This window comes from Xanthobacter aminoxidans (genome assembly GCF_043193615.1).
Taxonomy (GTDB): domain Bacteria; phylum Pseudomonadota; class Alphaproteobacteria; order Rhizobiales; family Xanthobacteraceae; genus Xanthobacter; species Xanthobacter aminoxidans.
Window position 1 is genome coordinate 104,873 of sequence record NZ_JBAFUS010000005.1, and the last position, 13,973, is coordinate 118,845.

The window sequence follows — 13,973 nt, forward strand, 5'->3', positions numbered from 1 at the left end:
TGAGACGCCTGTGACAGCCGGCCGGCTGATCGAACTGTACAGAAGAATCGGCGGGGTTCAGCATCGATTCAGGTGGGGTATCGGTGCCATCAGGCACTGTCAGCCCCTAACACCCCCTCAGATACCACCATTCTCGTCGAGCGCGATCGCGCGCCCGTCCTCTTCCTCCGTGGCGAAGATGGTGGCGAGGAAGGCATCGAGCCAGCTCACCACCGCGCCGTCGTGGAGCGCCCATCCGGCGAGATGGGCCTCCCCCGGCTGGGCGCCCTTCCGGCTGAAGCGGTGGGCGCCGCGCTCGATCCAGGTCACCATCATCTCCCGCGTCACCTCGGGATGGAACTGGACGCCCCAGGCGGCCCCCGCCCGGAAGGCCTGGTTGGGGAAGACGGTGCCGGTGGCGAGCAGCTCGGCGCCGGCAGGCACGTCGAAGCCTTCGGTGTGCCAGTGGTAGACATGGCCCGGCCAGGGCATCAAGGCAGCGCCGGCCGCGGTGGCGCGGAGCGGGTAATAGCCCATCTCGCAGATGCCCTCGGCGTGGGGCGCCACCTGTCCGCCCAGCGCCCGGGCGAGGATCTGCGCGCCGAGGCAGATGCCGAGGGTGGGGAGGTCCGCGGCCAGCGCCCGCTCCATCAGCCGGGTCTCGGCGCGGATGAAGTCGCTGTCGTCATTGGCGCTCATGGGGCCGCCGAAGACGAGGAGGCCGGCGTGGTGCGCGAAGGTGTCCGGTAGGGGATCGCCCAGCGCCGGACGGCGCACGTCCAGCGCGAACCCGCGCGCCTTCAGGCGCTCGCCCACGCGGCCGGGCGTGGAGCGCTCCTGATGGAGCACCACCAAAAGGGTGCGCGGGTCGTCTTCCGGTGCGGCCACGACGCGCCCCCTCAGGCCGGCGTGTCGCCGCCTTCGGTCTCCTCGCGCACCTCGCGGCGGATGCGGATGCGGTCGCGGGAGCCGACGTTCAGAAGCTCGGCGGCGCGCCAGACGAGATTGTCCTCGAACTCGGAGAGGCCGCCGTCCGCATAGGCCACCTCGAACATCATCTCGACGATGCGCAGGCGCCCTTCCTCGTCCAGCGCCCGGTTGAGCACGCTGGTGAAGGCGTAGAGGTCCACCGCCTCGGCGTCCTTGGCGATGGCCAGCTCCACCAGCTGCTCGGTCTCGACCTCGTCGAGGGCGAAGCGGCCGGCGAGGATGGTCTTGAGCACCGCCCGCTCTTCCGGCGTCACCGCCCCGTCGATGGACATGACATGCACCAGCAGCGCCGCGGCGGCGAGGCGATAGTCGGTCTCGTCGAAGGCGGCGGCCTCGCGGTGGCCTCCGGTGATGTCGGAGATGAAGTCGGAGAGGGTGCGGAACATGCCTCTGGGTCCTGGGGCTCGGGGCTTGGGGCTCGGGGCGGGGCTTGGGGCTCGGGCTCCTTTCGCCTGTGCCATGACGGCTGCGGCGGTGCAAGGGAGGAAGACGGACCCGATCCGGAGGACGCCCCTCAAGAGCCCGGAAACAGCTCCACATGTGTCTCCGCGGTCCGGCCGAAATAGAGGGCGCGGCGGCCGGGGAAGGAGACGATGTAGCCGGCGCAGCCGGCCGCCGCCGCCGTCTCGCAGAAGCCGCGATAGGTGTAGCCCGGCACCTGCTGCTGCGCCTCGCGGATCGCGGCCTTAAGGCGGCCGATGTCGAAGGCGGGCGCGATGTCCGTCGCGACACGGTGGGAGGGCAGCTCCAGGCTGTCGCCGTCGGGCAGATAATAGGTGGCGGTGGCGCGGCGCAGATCCACCGCATAGCTCTCGAAGCCGGCGGCGATGAGCGCGCCCACGATCTCCGGGAAGATCATGGTGTCGCCCTCCGCGGCGGCAAGGCAGGCGCGGGCAACGGCCTTCTGGTCGTCGATCATGGCTTCGCCCCAAGGCTCACTCGAAGGGGTGGGCCGTCATGCTGCCGTGCCCGGCGACCTGCCGCAACAGGCGCTCCGGCGTTTCCCGCTCCGCCGCCGTCGCGCCGGAGCCGTGTTCCGAGGAAACCTTATTCCGCGGGGTCTTATTCCGCCGGCGTTTTGGACGCCGCCGCGCGGGCCTTGGCCTCGGCCTTCTCGGCCGCCGCCTGCTCCTTGCCGGCGATGCGCAGGCTGAGTTCGCGGGCGCCGAGCAGGGTCAAGGCGAAGGCGAAGGGCACGATGTAGTAGAACAGCCGGAACACCAGCAGCGCGCCCAGAAGCTCCGCCTTGTCGAACTGCGGCAGGGCGACGAGGAGCGCCGCATCGAACACCCCGAGCCCGCCCGGCGCGTGGCTGGCGAAGCCCAGCAGGGTGGCGGTGACGAAGATGACCGACAGGCTGATGGGGTCGATATAGGGCGACGCCGGCATCAGCATGTACATGGCGGCGGCGCACAGGCTGAGGTCGAGGATGCCGATGCCCACCTGCAGCAGCGTGGTGCGGCCGCGCGGCAGCGTGACGAACCAGGTGGAGCGGCCGATGGTGCGCGGCGCCAGCGACACCCAGGTGATGTAGGCCACCAGCGCGCTCAGGGCCGCGACGCCGATGAGCCGGTTGATGAAGGGCGGCAGCTGGTCCACGGCGGTGGCCGCCTCGGGGTGCAGCGTGATGCCGAGGCCGAGCACGGCGATGTTGCCGAGCCAGAAGGTGAGGCCGGCCACGAAGCAGATCTTCGCCACATCAATGGCGCCGAGCCCCCAGGCCGAATAGATGCGGTAGCGCACCGAGCCGCCGGTGAAGACGGTGAAGCCCACATTGTGCCCCACCGAATAGGAGCAGAAGCCGGACAGCGCCGCGACGCGATAGGGCACGTGGTCCTTGCCGATGGTGCGCAGGGCGAACCAGTCATAGAAGGTGAGCGTCAGATAGGCGCCGGCCACCAGGAAGAAGGCGATGGCGACGTCGCGCGGGTTCTTCTCGCGCAGGGCGTCGAGCACGTCCGACCACTTGAGGTTGTGCAGCATCCGGTAGAGCACGGTCGCCGCGAAGGCGATCACGATCAGGCTCAGGATGAAGCCGAGGCCGTGCAGACCCACCCGCTCCTTGAAGAACGTCGATACTCTCACCGCCAGAGTGCGCGTACCCATATCGTCACCGTTCCCCCCGCCCGCGACGACCTCGGACGCCCCTGTTGTAGTTTGCTCCCCTGCCCTATGGGGAGCCTTTTTTTGCGGAGCATCGTTCGAAGCCAGGCCGTCTTGGGGTTCGTGATACACTGTAAGCCCTGCCTAAGGCTGGGATCGGACTGGCCGCCGGTGCCGGAGCGGATGCTCAGAGCTTCACCGGATAGCCGATCTCCACCGTCCGGGCACGCGGCAGGCCGAACCGGTCCACCGAACGCTCGGCATTGCGCGCGAGGAACGCGAAGACGTGGGCGACCACGTCCCTCAGCTTGATGACCTCGTCAGGCGGGATGATCCGCTCGTGGCCGATCACGTAGATCGCCGCGTCCGGATCGATGCCCCGCGCGCTCAGCGCCGGACCCAGCACAGACGGCACGTCGATCTGCTGCATGTAGCCGAAGCGCAGATCGACCCGCACGAACCCCTCATTGAGGGTGGTCACCTTGACCCGGTCTTCCACCGACACCCTGGGGCGGGCGGCGATCCAGACCGAGACGATAACCGCCTTCTCGAACCGGACCTTCAGCAGGTCTGCCATCCGGGAAAGCGCCACGGGCGTCATCGCACCTGCACGAGACAGAAAGATGGCAGTGCGCGGCGCCTCCACATCGTTCACCCGGTCCTTGCGGGCGACGAAATTGTCCAGAGGCTCGGTAAAGCGCACCTGCTGGGCCACCACCGCCTCGAGGCCGCGGCGCCAGCTGACCATCACGAAGATGATGACCGCCGCAATGGAGAGCGGCAGCCAGCCGCCGTCGTGGATCTTGGTCATGTTGGCGGAGGCGAAGGCGAAATCCACCGTCAGCAGGCCCGCCGCCATCGCCCACACCGCGAACGAGGGCCAGCCCCACGCCCGCTTCACCTGGGCGATGAACAGGATGGAGGTCGTCACCATGGCGAACGCCACCGCGATGCCGTAGGCCGACGCCAGCCGGTCGGACGCCTCGAAGCCCAGCACCACGGCGATGCAGGCGATCATCAGCAGCCAGTTCAGCCGGCCCACATAGATGTGCTGCTCGTTGTGCTCCGAGGTGTAGCGGATGCGCATGGGCGGCAGATAGCCGAGCTCGATGGCCTGCTTCGCCAGCGAGAACACGCCGGTGATGATGGATTGCGAGGCGATCACGGTCGCCGCCGTCGCGAGGAACAGCAGCGGAATGTCGAACATGTCGGGGCAGAGGTCGTAGAAGGGATTGCGGACCGCGCTCGGGTCCACCAGCAGGATGGCGCCCTGCCCGAAATAGTTGAGCAGCAGCGCCGGCATGGCCACGAACAGCCAGGCCCGCGCGATCACCGGCCGGCCGAAATGCCCGAGGTCCGCATAAAGCGCCTCGCCGCCCGTCACCGCCAGGAAGCAGGCGCCGAGGATGACGCCGGCAAGGCCGGGGTGCTGGACCATCAGCATGATGCCGTGGCGCGGATCGAGGCCCGCGATCACCTGCGGCGCCTGGAGGATGCCGTAGACGCCGAGCGCCGCCAGCGAGCCGAACCACAGCAGCATCACCGGGCCGAAGAAAGAGGCGATGCGCTCGGTGCCGAGGCGCTGGGAGAAGAAGATGGCCGCGAGCACGAGGCAGGTGAGCGCCACCACCCAATGCTCCAGCTCCGGCGCGATGACCTGCAGGCCCTCGATGGCGGAGAGCACCGACATGGCCGGCGTGAGCACGCCGTCGCCGATGAGCATGGCGGCGCCGAGGAGGCCGGCTGCAAGCAAATACCATCTGAGGCCGATGGCGCTGCGATGGAGATCGAGCAGCGTCACAAGGGCGAGGATGCCGCCTTCGCCGTCATTGTCCGCCCTGAGCACGAGGAAGACGTACTTCACCGTGACGGAGAGGATGATGCTCCAGGTGATGAGGGAGAGCAGGCCGAGCACGTCGGCGCCGATGAAATTGGTGCCGCCCACCGCCAGCACGCCCTGCTTGAGGGCGTAGAGGGGGCTGGTGCCGATGTCGCCGAAGACGACGCCGAGGGCGCCGATCTCCGCAGCGAACGGCAGGGTGCGCGAACGGTCGCGGGAAAAGCTCGTGGACATGAAGGGCGGCTGCCTCTCAGCCGGGCGCGAACGTCAGGGGTGAGCGTGACGAACCGCGACCGGCGCTCCGGCCGGCGGGAGAATGCGCATCGCAACCGGATGCATCGCGCAGGAAGGCGCCTCGCGAGCGTCGCACGTAACCGTCCAAGGCCAAGCCCCCGCAACCAGCCCCCGCACATGCCCCGCTGCAGGTCTCCGCCCCGGTCGTCCCGAGGCCCGAACCCGCCCCCGCTCGGCACCGGAAGCCTTCGCCCCGGAGCGCGGTATGCCCCGGATCGATCCGTTCCGACACCCCGCCGCATGGCGATCGCGGAACCGGCTTCCCGCGCGTTGCGGGTTCCCAACACCTATCCCCGTTCGCAGGTGAACACAATGCGGTGCCACACGGACCCCGCGCGCGGCCCCCAAACGCAGAACGCCGGCCCGAGGGCCGGCGTTCGCGAACATCAGGACAGACGCGGCGCGCCGCGTTCCGTCGCGCAATCAGTAGCGGTAGTGCTCGGGCTTGAACGGGCCCTTCTGCGCCACGCCGATATAGGCCGACTGCTGGTCGGTGAGCTTGGTGAGCTTCACGCCGATCTTGTCGAGGTGCAGCGCCGCCACCTTCTCGTCCAGCGACTTCGGCAGGGTATAGACCTTCTTGTCGTACTGGCCGGGCTTGGTGAACAGCTCGATCTGCGCCAGCGTCTGGTTGGTGAACGACGCCGACATCACGAAGCTCGGATGGCCGGTGGCGTTGCCGAGGTTCACGAGGCGCCCCTCGGACAGGAGGATGATGCGCTTGCCGTCGGCGAACTCGACCTCGTCCACCTGCGGCTTCACGTTGTGCCACTTCAGGTTCTTGAGGCCGGCGACCTGGATCTCGCTGTCGAAGTGGCCGATGTTGCAGACGATGGCGCGGTCCTTCATGGCCCGCATGTGGTCCACGGTGATCACGTCCAGATTGCCGGTGGCGGTCACGAAGATGTCGGCGCGCGTGGCGGCATCCTCCATGGTGGTGACCTCATAGCCTTCCATCGCCGCCTGCAGGGCGCAGATGGGATCGACCTCGGAGACCATCACGCGGCAGCCGGCATTGCGCAGCGAGGCGGCCGAGCCCTTGCCCACGTCGCCGAAGCCGGCAACCATGGCCACCTTTCCGGCCATCATCACGTCGGTGCCGCGGCGGATGCCGTCCACCAGCGATTCACGGCAGCCGTACAGGTTGTCGAACTTCGACTTGGTGACGCTGTCGTTCACGTTGATGGCGGGCCACAGCAGCGTGCCCTTCTTCTGCATCTCGTAGAGGCGATGCACGCCCGTGGTGGTCTCTTCCGTCACGCCCTGGATGTTCTTGGCGAGCTGCGAGTACCAGCCGTGCTTGTGCTTCAGGCGGCGCTTGATGGCGGCGAAGAGGACTTCCTCCTCCTCGTTGGTGGCGCCGTCGAGGAAGGCGGTGTCGCCCTCTTCCGCGCGCTTGCCGAGGTGGACGAGCAGCGTCGCGTCGCCGCCGTCGTCGAGGATCATGTTGGGGGTGCCGCCGTCCGCCCACTCGAAGATGCGGTGGGTGTACTCCCAGTACTCCTCCAGCGACTCGCCCTTGATGGCGAAGACGGGGGTGCCGGCGGCGGCGATGGCGGCCGCGGCATGGTCCTGGGTGGAGTAGATGTTGCACGAGGCCCAGCGCACGTCGGCGCCGAGCGCCTTCAGCGTCTCGATGAGCACGCCGGTCTGGATGGTCATGTGCAGCGAGCCGGCGATGCGGGCGCCCTTGAGCGGCTGCGAGGGACCGTATTCCGCGCGGGTGGCCATGAGGCCGGGCATCTCGATCTCGGCGATGTCCAGTTCCTTGCGGCCCCAGTCCGCGAGGTTGATGTCCTTCACCACGTAATCGTTGCTCATGGATCGCTCCGCTTGAGATCGGCTCGGGGCGGCACGGTCCGGGCCGCCGGTCATGGCGCGCCCTTTAGCATGGCGGGTCCGGACGGGCAATAAGGATATAAAGAAATGCTTATATGACCCTGTCACGACGCTGCGCAAAGCGGCGCCGCGCAACGCCTCGCAAGTCGGCGCCCAGCAGACCTCCAGTCGTGCCCCAAGTCGCCGCCTGCCGCCGGCCAAGGTAAGGTTGGCGACACACGCGCTTTGATTCCGACAAAAAATGTGATATACGTGACTTTACAGTCGATTGCTTCCACATCCAGCCACATCGCGTCCGCAATGTGTTCGCGCATATTCCAGGGCGCATTCTCGGGAACAAAGGGGCGAGAATAGGTGCCGGCCGTCTTCCTGCGGCGCGGCGCAAAGGCTGTCTGTATATCGTCTGGCAGAGCGGGGTGGCGGGCGTTCCGGCCGCGACCCATATCCGCAGCTGAAGGTGCGCGCCGTTGCCGGGACCGGACCGGCCGGCCGGCGCACCAACAGGTTCGGCCCCGGTTTTCCAGGGCCGGATCAGGAGTGTCAAGAGCATGTCGGCAAAGAAGAACGCGCAGGCCCGTCTCGGCTTCAAGACGGGCGAGCACATTGTTTACCCGTCCCATGGTGTTGGCCGTATCATGGCCATCGAGGAACAGGAAGTCGCCGGTTTCAAGCTCGAACTCTTCGTGATCTCGTTTGAAAAGGACAAGATGACGCTGCGGGTGCCCCTCGCCAAGATCGCCAGCGTCGGCATGCGCAAGCTTTCCGAGACCAACATCGTCGAGAAGTCGCTCGAGACCCTGCAGGGCCGCGCCCGCGTCAAGCGCACCATGTGGAGCCGCCGCGCGCAGGAATACGAAGCGAAGATCAATTCCGGCGACCTCGTCGCCATCTCCGAGGTGGTGCGCGACCTCTACCGCTCCGAGGCCCAGCCCGAGCAGTCCTATTCCGAGCGCCAGCTCTACGAGGCCGCCCTTGACCGCATGGCCCGCGAGCTGTCGGCCGTGCAGAACATCACCGAGACCGAGGCGGTGAAGCTCATCGAGCAGAACCTCCTCAAGGGTCCGCGCCGCGGCGCCGCCAAGGTGGCCGAGGAAGCCGACATCGACCAGGACATGGAAGCCGAAGAGGCCGCCTGAGCGTCCAGCATCTGGCGTTCTGGGTCCAGTTTTACACGGCGAGCGACAGGAACCCGGCGTCAAGCCGGGTTCTTTTTTTGGAATGACGCACCCGGCCTCGAGCCGGGTTCTTTTTTGGGATGACGCACCCGGCCTCAAGCCGGGTTCTTTTTTGCCCGGGCGGGAGCGCCGCGGCGGCCGGATCAAGTTTTCGCGCGGCCGCCCCGCCGGGGTGTACGCGGCCTTCCGGCACGCTATGATGGCAGCGCTGAGCAGGCGGGGGCGCCGGCATGGAGACGTTTCATGCTCCCTCACGTCCGCGATCGGCAACATCCCAAACAAGATCAAGAAAGCCCCGCCGGGGTCCGGCGCGTCTGCACCTGCGGGCGCGGAGGCCGGGCTGCGCGCGCGGCACCGAGCAAGGAGGTCGACTTGACGCCAAGACCCAGCAGCGGCGCGATCTGCGTCGGGCTGTGACCCGTGCGGCGCGGCGGGGCTCCCCCGCCGGCGCGGCCGAAGCTCCCCGGCTGTCGTCTTCCCCGGACGGCAGCCGGATTCATGTCGGGGCCAGCTCAGCGCGGTTCCAGCGCGATCTCCCACACATGCGGCCAGCACTTGCCCGTGACGAGCAGGTGGCCAGTGGCGGGATCGAAGGCGATGCCGTTCAGCACATAGGGATAGACCAGCTTCGCCGGGTCGGGATTGAGGCCCGACAGGTCGATCCAGCCGAGCATCTTCCCGTCCGCCGGATCGATGATGGCGATGAAATGGCTCTGCCAGACATTGGCGTAGAGCTTGCCGTCCGCATATTCCAGCTCGTTCAGGAAGCCCAGCGGCGCCACCGCGTCGGAGACGAAGATGGTGCGCACCCGCTCGAAGGTGGCGGGATCGCGGAAGACGATGGAGGACGAGCCGTTGCTGGTGATGAGGTGGGTGCCGTCATGGGTCATCCCCCACCCCTGCTCGGTGTAGCGGAAGGCGCCGATCCGCTCGAACGTCTTGCGGTCGTAGACGTAGGCGTGATTGTCGAGATAGGTGAGCTGGTAGATGCGCTCGCCCATCACCGTCACGCCCTCGCCGAAGACGTTGGGGTCCAGCGCCCGCTCGCGCAGCACCTGCCCGCTCTTGAGATCCCACGCGATCAGCCGCGAGCGGCCGTAGAGGCCGGTGCCCTCATAGATGGTGCCGCCCTCCAGCACGAAACCCTCCGTATAGGAGGAGGTGTCGTGCGGATGCACCTTCACCACCCGGTAGCGGTAGACGGGGATGGCGCTCTGCCCCAGCACCCGCTCGGAGGTGAGCTGGATGGGGCCATGGGTGGGCGGCTCGCCGGTGGATGACTGCTCGCCCGCCGCGCGGGCACGGCCGGCGGCCAGCGCCGCCAGGCCGAGCCCGGCCATGCCCTTCACGACGGACCGCCGTCCGATCACGCCCTGCCCGATCCTGCCCTGCCCGGTCATTGGCGCCGCCCCCCAGTGTTGGTGTTGGCGGCATGGTCGGCGCGCGCCGCGCCGGGCGTCAAGCTCAAGCCGTCAGACGCCCGCCGCCCCGCCATCCGCGCGCGGATCGTGGGCGCCTTCAAGCTGTCCGCTGGGGTGGATCACCACACCACCGGCATGGCCCATGGTGTCGGAGTAGGCTTCCGGCAGCACCACCAGCTCGTGCCCCACCGACAGCAGGCGATCGACGAGATTGCCGTCGAAGCGGGATTCGAGCTTCAGATTGGTCTCCTGGTCGCCCCAGGTGCGGCCCAGCAGCCAGCGCGGCCGGGCGATGGCCTCGCCCAGCGGCACGCCGAACAGCGCGTGGCGGGTGAACACCGCCGCCTGCGTCTGCGGCTGGCCCTCCCCGCCCATGGTGCCATAGGCGAGGATGCGCCCATCGGCGAGTTCTGCGAGGGCGGGGTTGAGGGTGTGGAACGGCCGCCGGCCGGGCAGCAGCGGGTTGAGCGCCTTCGGATCAAGCACGAAGCTGCAACCACGGTTCTGCATCAGCACGCCGGTGGACGGCAGCACGCAGCCCGAGCCGAACTCGAAATAGATGGACTGGATGTAGGACACCGCCAGCCCCGAGGAATCGGCCGTGCCCATCCAGATGGTATCGCCGGGCTTCGCCTCGTGCGGCCAGGCCAGCGCCCGCCCCATGTCGATCTTCGCCGCCCGCTGCGCCAGCGCCTTGGGATCGAGGAAGGCGGCGGGATCGTGCGGCAGGTGCTCGGGATCGCACACCACCTGCTGGCGCACCAGAAACGCGCGCTTGGTGGCCTCCACCAGCCCATGGATGTGCTCGAACGTCTCCGCCCGCGCCACCTTGAGCTGGTCGAACAGGCCGAGGATGAGGAGGGAGGCGAGGCCCTGCGTCGGCGGCGGGGCGTTGAACAGGCGGGCGCCGCCGATCTTCATCTCCAGCGGCGGGCGCTCGCGGGCGCTATAGCGCTCGAGATCGGCGCGGGTGACGGGGCTGCCGATGCGCTCCAGGTCCGACGCCATCTCGCGACCCACATCGCCCCGATAGAAATCGGCGAGGCCGGCGGCGGCGAGGTGGTCCAGCGTGTCGGCGAGGCGCGGCTGGCGCTGCAGCGATCCCTCCTCCGGCACTTCGCCGCCGGGCAGGAACACCTCGGCGAAGCCCGGAGCATTCTCCAGTTCCGCCCGCTTCTCGCGGGTGAGCCGCGTCTGGGAGCGCGTCACCGGCACGCCCTCGCGGGCGAAGCGGATGGCCGGCTCCAGCAGCCGGCGCAGGGTCATCCGCCCGCCATGGCCGCGCGCCGCATCCAGCGCCAGCGCCCAGCCGCCCACCGCGCCGGGCACGGTGACAGCGGCGTTCGGGCCGCGGGTGGGGATCGTCTCGAAGCCGAGGTCGTGGTAGCGGGCGATGGTGGCGAGGCTACCGGCGAAGCCGCACGCCTCGATATAGCGCACCCGCCCGGACGGCTCGCGGATGAGCCAGAAGCCGTCGCCGCCCACATGGTTCATGTGCGGATAGACCACGGCGATGGCCGCCGCCGCCGCGATCATGGCCTCGACGGCGTTGCCGCCTTCGGCCAGCACCTCCTGCCCCGCCGCGGCGGCCAGGTGATGGGGCGCGGCAACGATACCGCGGGCGGCGTGGGTGCTTTCATACTCTTCAGCGGCCAGCATGAGGCTCCTCGGGGGCAGGACGGGAGGGAGGACAGGCGTGCGGACGGGATCGGCGGACTTGACCCGGCGCCGCGCCCAGCGCAGTTTCCGCCCCTTATAGAGCAGCGGCCGGCGAAAGACTCCAGTGTCCGACGCCCGCCGCGCGGTTTGGCGTGATTGCGCCGGACGGTATCGGGAGACTGGAATGGCGGGTTTGGGCAAGACGGGGGGCGGCAGCCTGTTCACCGTGGTGAGCGCCACGACGCTGGTCGCCACCCAGGCCATTGCCACCGCCATCGCCGCCGGCTGGGCCCTGGCCGGCCTGATGCACCTCGGCGATATCGGCGAATACGCCCTGATGGCGCTGTTCGGCCTCGTCGCGCTCTATATCTCGGTGAAGTACTTCCGCCGCGCCTATCAGGTGGAGATGTCGCTGAACTGAGCCGTCTCACGGCTGCCAGCGCGTCACCACGTCGGCGAGCGCCGGGCGCGGGCGGTCGTCCGGACGCGTCGCCGGTCGGCCGATATGGATGAAGCCGGCCACCTTCTCCCCCGCCCCGACCCCCAGCAGCGCCGCCGCCGCAGGGTCACGCCCCGGCCACTTCAGCAGCCACAGCGCGGAAAAGCCCAGCGCCGTCGCCGCCACCACCAGATTCATCGCGGCCGCCCCGGCGGAGAGAATCTGGTTCAGCTCGGGGATCTTGGCGGCCGGGTCCGCCCGGCTCACCACCACCACGGTGACGGGCGCCCGCATCAGATAGTCCCGCCACATGCGCGCCTTGTCAGGCGCGAGGCCCGGATTCTGCGCGGCATAGAGCGCATCGAGCCGCGCCCCGGCCGCTTCGCTCGCCGCCCCCTCGATGACGATGAAGCGCCACGGCACCAGCCGGCCATGGTCCGGCACCCGCGCGGCGATGGCGAGCATGCGGTCCAGCTCCTGCGGCGTCGGGCCGGGGTCCAGCAGCGCCCGCAACGGCAGGGAACGGCGTGTCTCCAGCAGATCCAGCGTCCCGGGAAAGACCGGCACATCCGCCAGCGGCGTCTGGTAGGCCGCCGCCGCGCCATGGCCGTGCGGGGGCGATGCGGCCTCACGGCCGGGGGATCGGGATTCGACGGCTTCGGCCATGGCGGCCTCCTGAAGGGCAGGCGCGGGAACGGCCAATGGGGCGCCCACTTGAGTCCCCATGAATAGATGCACCGCCGCAAAATAGAACGAGGTACAATCAAACTAGAAGTCTTCGCGTCGCCGCCGGGGGCGCCCATCACCTGCCGAACGGGCGGGTCCGGACGGACGGGACCCCCGCGCGAGATGCTGCGCAACAATCTCGCCGCGCCATCGCCCAACATTCATGTACCAAAGCGGGAGAGATGTGTTAGTCTGGATGTTGGTCGGAGCCGTGCGCCCGAGTGCGTGGGCATGTTTTCCGACCTGTCATATAGGCTGCGAGGCGAGACGCGGGTGGCTGGAACAGGCGTTGTGCGAAGGCGGAATTTAATACGCCCGAAGCGTGCAAGTTAAAGTGTGGCACGAAGAAACGCATCATTGTCCGGCAGTGGTGGATGGCCCTAAGCCAAAATTGGCGACTGACCTCAACGGAAATACACATGAGCCGTAACCGAGACTTCCGAGAGCCGCGCCGCCGTGGCTTTGATGACGACTTTGCGCCGCCGCGTGACCGCGGCTTCGGAGGGGATCGTCCTTTTTCCTCGCCCAGCAGCAGCTTCAGCGCCCCCGCCCCCTCCGGCCCGACCATCGACGCCACGGTGAAGTGGTTCAACCCTGAGAAGGGTTTCGGCTTCGTCGAGCTGTCCGACGGTTCGGGTGACGTGTTCCTGCACGCCCGCGCCCTCGAGGCCGCCGGCCAGGAAAGCGTGCCCCCCGGCTCCAAGCTGTCGGTGCGCGTCGGCCAGGGCCAGAAGGGCCGTCAGGTCACTGAAGTGCTCGAAGTCGACACCTCGACCGCGGAAGCCGCTCCGGCCCGCCGCAGCTTCGGCGACCGTGCCGGCGGCGGTGGTTTCGGCGGTGGCGGCGGCTTCGGCGGCGCCCCCCGCGCGGGTGGTGGCCCCCGTGCCGCGACCGGCCCCACCGAAGAGCGCGTGGGCACCGTGAAGTGGTACAACCCCGAGAAGGGCTTCGGCTTCATCGCGGTTGAGGGCGGCGGCAAGGACGTGTTCGTGCACGTCACCGTCATCTCCCGTTCCGGCCTCAGCGACCTCGCCGAAGGCCAGCGCGTTGTGGTGCAGGTGGGTCAGGGCCCCAAGGGTCCCGAAGCCCGCGGCATCGAGCTCGCCGACTGATCTCGCAGATCCCTTTGCCGCCGGCCGGTTCGTCCGGGCGGCGGTGAAGAGCAATGCAACCAGCGGTGCCGGGCGCAAGCGCGGCGCCGTTTCCGTTTTTGCAGTTTCCGTTCCGCAGGCGCAGCCTGGGAGCGATGCCGGAGTTCAATACCACCATGGCGCAACAGGCCGAGGCTGACCTCGCAAGCCTTCTCGATCGCCTCAAGGCGGCCCAGCGCGAGCTGGTCCTCACCGCAGCCAAGGGCTCCACCCTTCCCTCCGATGGCATGCTGCGCAAGATTTCCGAGCTGGAAGGGGCCATCGCGGCCACCGAAGCCCTCATGCAGGAAGAAGGCGTGCGGCGCTGAGCCGTCCGGCCGCCGGTCCCTGATCCTCCCCGAATCCGCTGCGAGTTGC

Annotated in this window: 13 protein-coding genes; 4 read left to right on the forward strand and 9 right to left on the reverse strand. The window is 68.5% G+C overall.

Annotated features, from left to right (window positions below; genetic code table 11):
* Positions 1-117: 117 nt before the first annotated feature.
* From V5F74_RS21020 to ahcY, 6 genes are all read right to left on the reverse strand, one after another.
* A complete protein-coding gene (locus V5F74_RS21020; RefSeq protein WP_394009904.1) occupies positions 118-867 on the reverse strand; it encodes a glutamine amidotransferase in 750 nt (249 codons plus the stop codon).
* A gap of 11 nt (positions 868-878) precedes the next feature.
* A complete protein-coding gene (locus tag V5F74_RS21025) occupies positions 879-1,355 on the reverse strand; it encodes a tellurite resistance TerB family protein (RefSeq protein ID WP_029556177.1) in 477 nt (158 codons plus the stop codon).
* A 128-nt stretch (positions 1,356-1,483) separates the two neighbouring features.
* Positions 1,484-1,888: a DUF1398 domain-containing protein gene (locus V5F74_RS21030; RefSeq protein ID WP_394009905.1), complete on the reverse strand. Its 405-nt coding sequence runs from the start codon at positions 1,886-1,888 to the stop codon at positions 1,484-1,486.
* A 143-nt stretch (positions 1,889-2,031) separates the two neighbouring features.
* The gene (locus V5F74_RS21035; RefSeq protein WP_029556179.1) at positions 2,032-3,075 is read right to left on the reverse strand and encodes a lysylphosphatidylglycerol synthase domain-containing protein; all 1,044 of its coding nucleotides are present in this window, start codon (positions 3,073-3,075) and stop codon (positions 2,032-2,034) included.
* Between the two features lie 184 nt (positions 3,076-3,259).
* Positions 3,260-5,146 (reverse strand): potassium transporter Kup, encoded by a 1,887-nt coding sequence (locus V5F74_RS21040; protein WP_394009906.1) that lies wholly within the window; start codon positions 5,144-5,146, stop codon positions 3,260-3,262.
* A gap of 483 nt (positions 5,147-5,629) precedes the next feature.
* The gene (gene ahcY, locus V5F74_RS21045) at positions 5,630-7,027 is read right to left on the reverse strand and encodes an adenosylhomocysteinase (RefSeq protein ID WP_029556181.1); all 1,398 of its coding nucleotides are present in this window, start codon (positions 7,025-7,027) and stop codon (positions 5,630-5,632) included.
* Positions 7,028-7,593: 566 nt separating this feature from the next.
* On the opposite strand from ahcY, the gene V5F74_RS21050 reads away from it, so the two are divergent.
* Positions 7,594-8,181 (forward strand): CarD family transcriptional regulator, encoded by a 588-nt coding sequence (locus tag V5F74_RS21050; RefSeq protein ID WP_024276699.1) that lies wholly within the window; start codon positions 7,594-7,596, stop codon positions 8,179-8,181.
* A 551-nt stretch (positions 8,182-8,732) separates the two neighbouring features.
* Here the strand turns inward: V5F74_RS21050 and V5F74_RS21055 are convergent.
* Together V5F74_RS21055 and V5F74_RS21060 are read right to left on the reverse strand one after the other, a co-directional pair.
* Positions 8,733-9,620 carry a glutaminyl-peptide cyclotransferase gene (locus V5F74_RS21055; RefSeq protein ID WP_394009907.1) on the reverse strand — a complete coding sequence of 296 codons (888 nt, stop codon included), beginning with the start codon at positions 9,618-9,620 and terminating at the stop codon, positions 8,733-8,735.
* A 72-nt stretch (positions 9,621-9,692) separates the two neighbouring features.
* Positions 9,693-11,300 (reverse strand): gamma-glutamyltransferase family protein, encoded by a 1,608-nt coding sequence (locus tag V5F74_RS21060; protein ID WP_029556183.1) that lies wholly within the window; start codon positions 11,298-11,300, stop codon positions 9,693-9,695.
* Between the two features lie 184 nt (positions 11,301-11,484).
* Here V5F74_RS21060 and V5F74_RS21065 point away from each other — a divergent pair, with 184 nt between their 5' ends.
* Positions 11,485-11,721 carry a hypothetical protein gene (locus V5F74_RS21065; RefSeq protein WP_029556184.1) on the forward strand — a complete coding sequence of 79 codons (237 nt, stop codon included), beginning with the start codon at positions 11,485-11,487 and terminating at the stop codon, positions 11,719-11,721.
* A 6-nt stretch (positions 11,722-11,727) separates the two neighbouring features.
* Here the strand turns inward: V5F74_RS21065 and V5F74_RS21070 are convergent, their stop codons facing one another.
* Positions 11,728-12,405, reverse strand: a complete 678-nt coding sequence (locus tag V5F74_RS21070; RefSeq protein WP_081837512.1) for a nitroreductase family protein — start codon at positions 12,403-12,405, stop codon at positions 11,728-11,730.
* A 479-nt stretch (positions 12,406-12,884) separates the two neighbouring features.
* On the opposite strand from V5F74_RS21070, the gene V5F74_RS21075 reads away from it, so the two are divergent.
* Both V5F74_RS21075 and V5F74_RS21080 read left to right on the forward strand, forming a co-directional pair.
* Positions 12,885-13,577 carry a cold-shock protein gene (locus V5F74_RS21075; protein WP_029556186.1) on the forward strand — a complete coding sequence of 231 codons (693 nt, stop codon included), beginning with the start codon at positions 12,885-12,887 and terminating at the stop codon, positions 13,575-13,577.
* Between the two features lie 53 nt (positions 13,578-13,630).
* Positions 13,631-13,924, forward strand: coding sequence for a hypothetical protein (locus V5F74_RS21080; protein ID WP_245272188.1), 294 nt, complete (start codon positions 13,631-13,633; stop codon positions 13,922-13,924).
* The last annotated feature ends 49 nt before the right edge of the window (positions 13,925-13,973 follow it).

Coding starts and splice junctions, on each gene's coding strand:
- V5F74_RS21025 (WP_029556177.1), bottom strand. CDS start 1,355: ATGTTCCGCACCCTCTCCGACTTCATCTCCGACATCACCGGAGGCCAC.
- V5F74_RS21030 (WP_394009905.1), bottom strand. CDS start 1,888: ATGATCGACGACCAGAAGGCCGTTGCCCGCGCCTGCCTTGCCGCCGCG.
- V5F74_RS21035 (WP_029556179.1), bottom strand. CDS start 3,075: ATGGGTACGCGCACTCTGGCGGTGAGAGTATCGACGTTCTTCAAGGAG.
- V5F74_RS21040 (WP_394009906.1), bottom strand. CDS start 5,146: ATGTCCACGAGCTTTTCCCGCGACCGTTCGCGCACCCTGCCGTTCGCT.
- ahcY (WP_029556181.1), bottom strand. CDS start 7,027: ATGAGCAACGATTACGTGGTGAAGGACATCAACCTCGCGGACTGGGGC.
- V5F74_RS21050 (WP_024276699.1), top strand. CDS start 7,594: ATGTCGGCAAAGAAGAACGCGCAGGCCCGTCTCGGCTTCAAGACGGGC.
- V5F74_RS21055 (WP_394009907.1), bottom strand. CDS start 9,620: ATGACCGGGCAGGGCAGGATCGGGCAGGGCGTGATCGGACGGCGGTCC.
- V5F74_RS21060 (WP_029556183.1), bottom strand. CDS start 11,300: ATGCTGGCCGCTGAAGAGTATGAAAGCACCCACGCCGCCCGCGGTATC.
- V5F74_RS21065 (WP_029556184.1), top strand. CDS start 11,485: ATGGCGGGTTTGGGCAAGACGGGGGGCGGCAGCCTGTTCACCGTGGTG.
- V5F74_RS21070 (WP_081837512.1), bottom strand. CDS start 12,405: ATGGCCGAAGCCGTCGAATCCCGATCCCCCGGCCGTGAGGCCGCATCG.
- V5F74_RS21075 (WP_029556186.1), top strand. CDS start 12,885: ATGAGCCGTAACCGAGACTTCCGAGAGCCGCGCCGCCGTGGCTTTGAT.
- V5F74_RS21080 (WP_245272188.1), top strand. CDS start 13,631: ATGCAACCAGCGGTGCCGGGCGCAAGCGCGGCGCCGTTTCCGTTTTTG.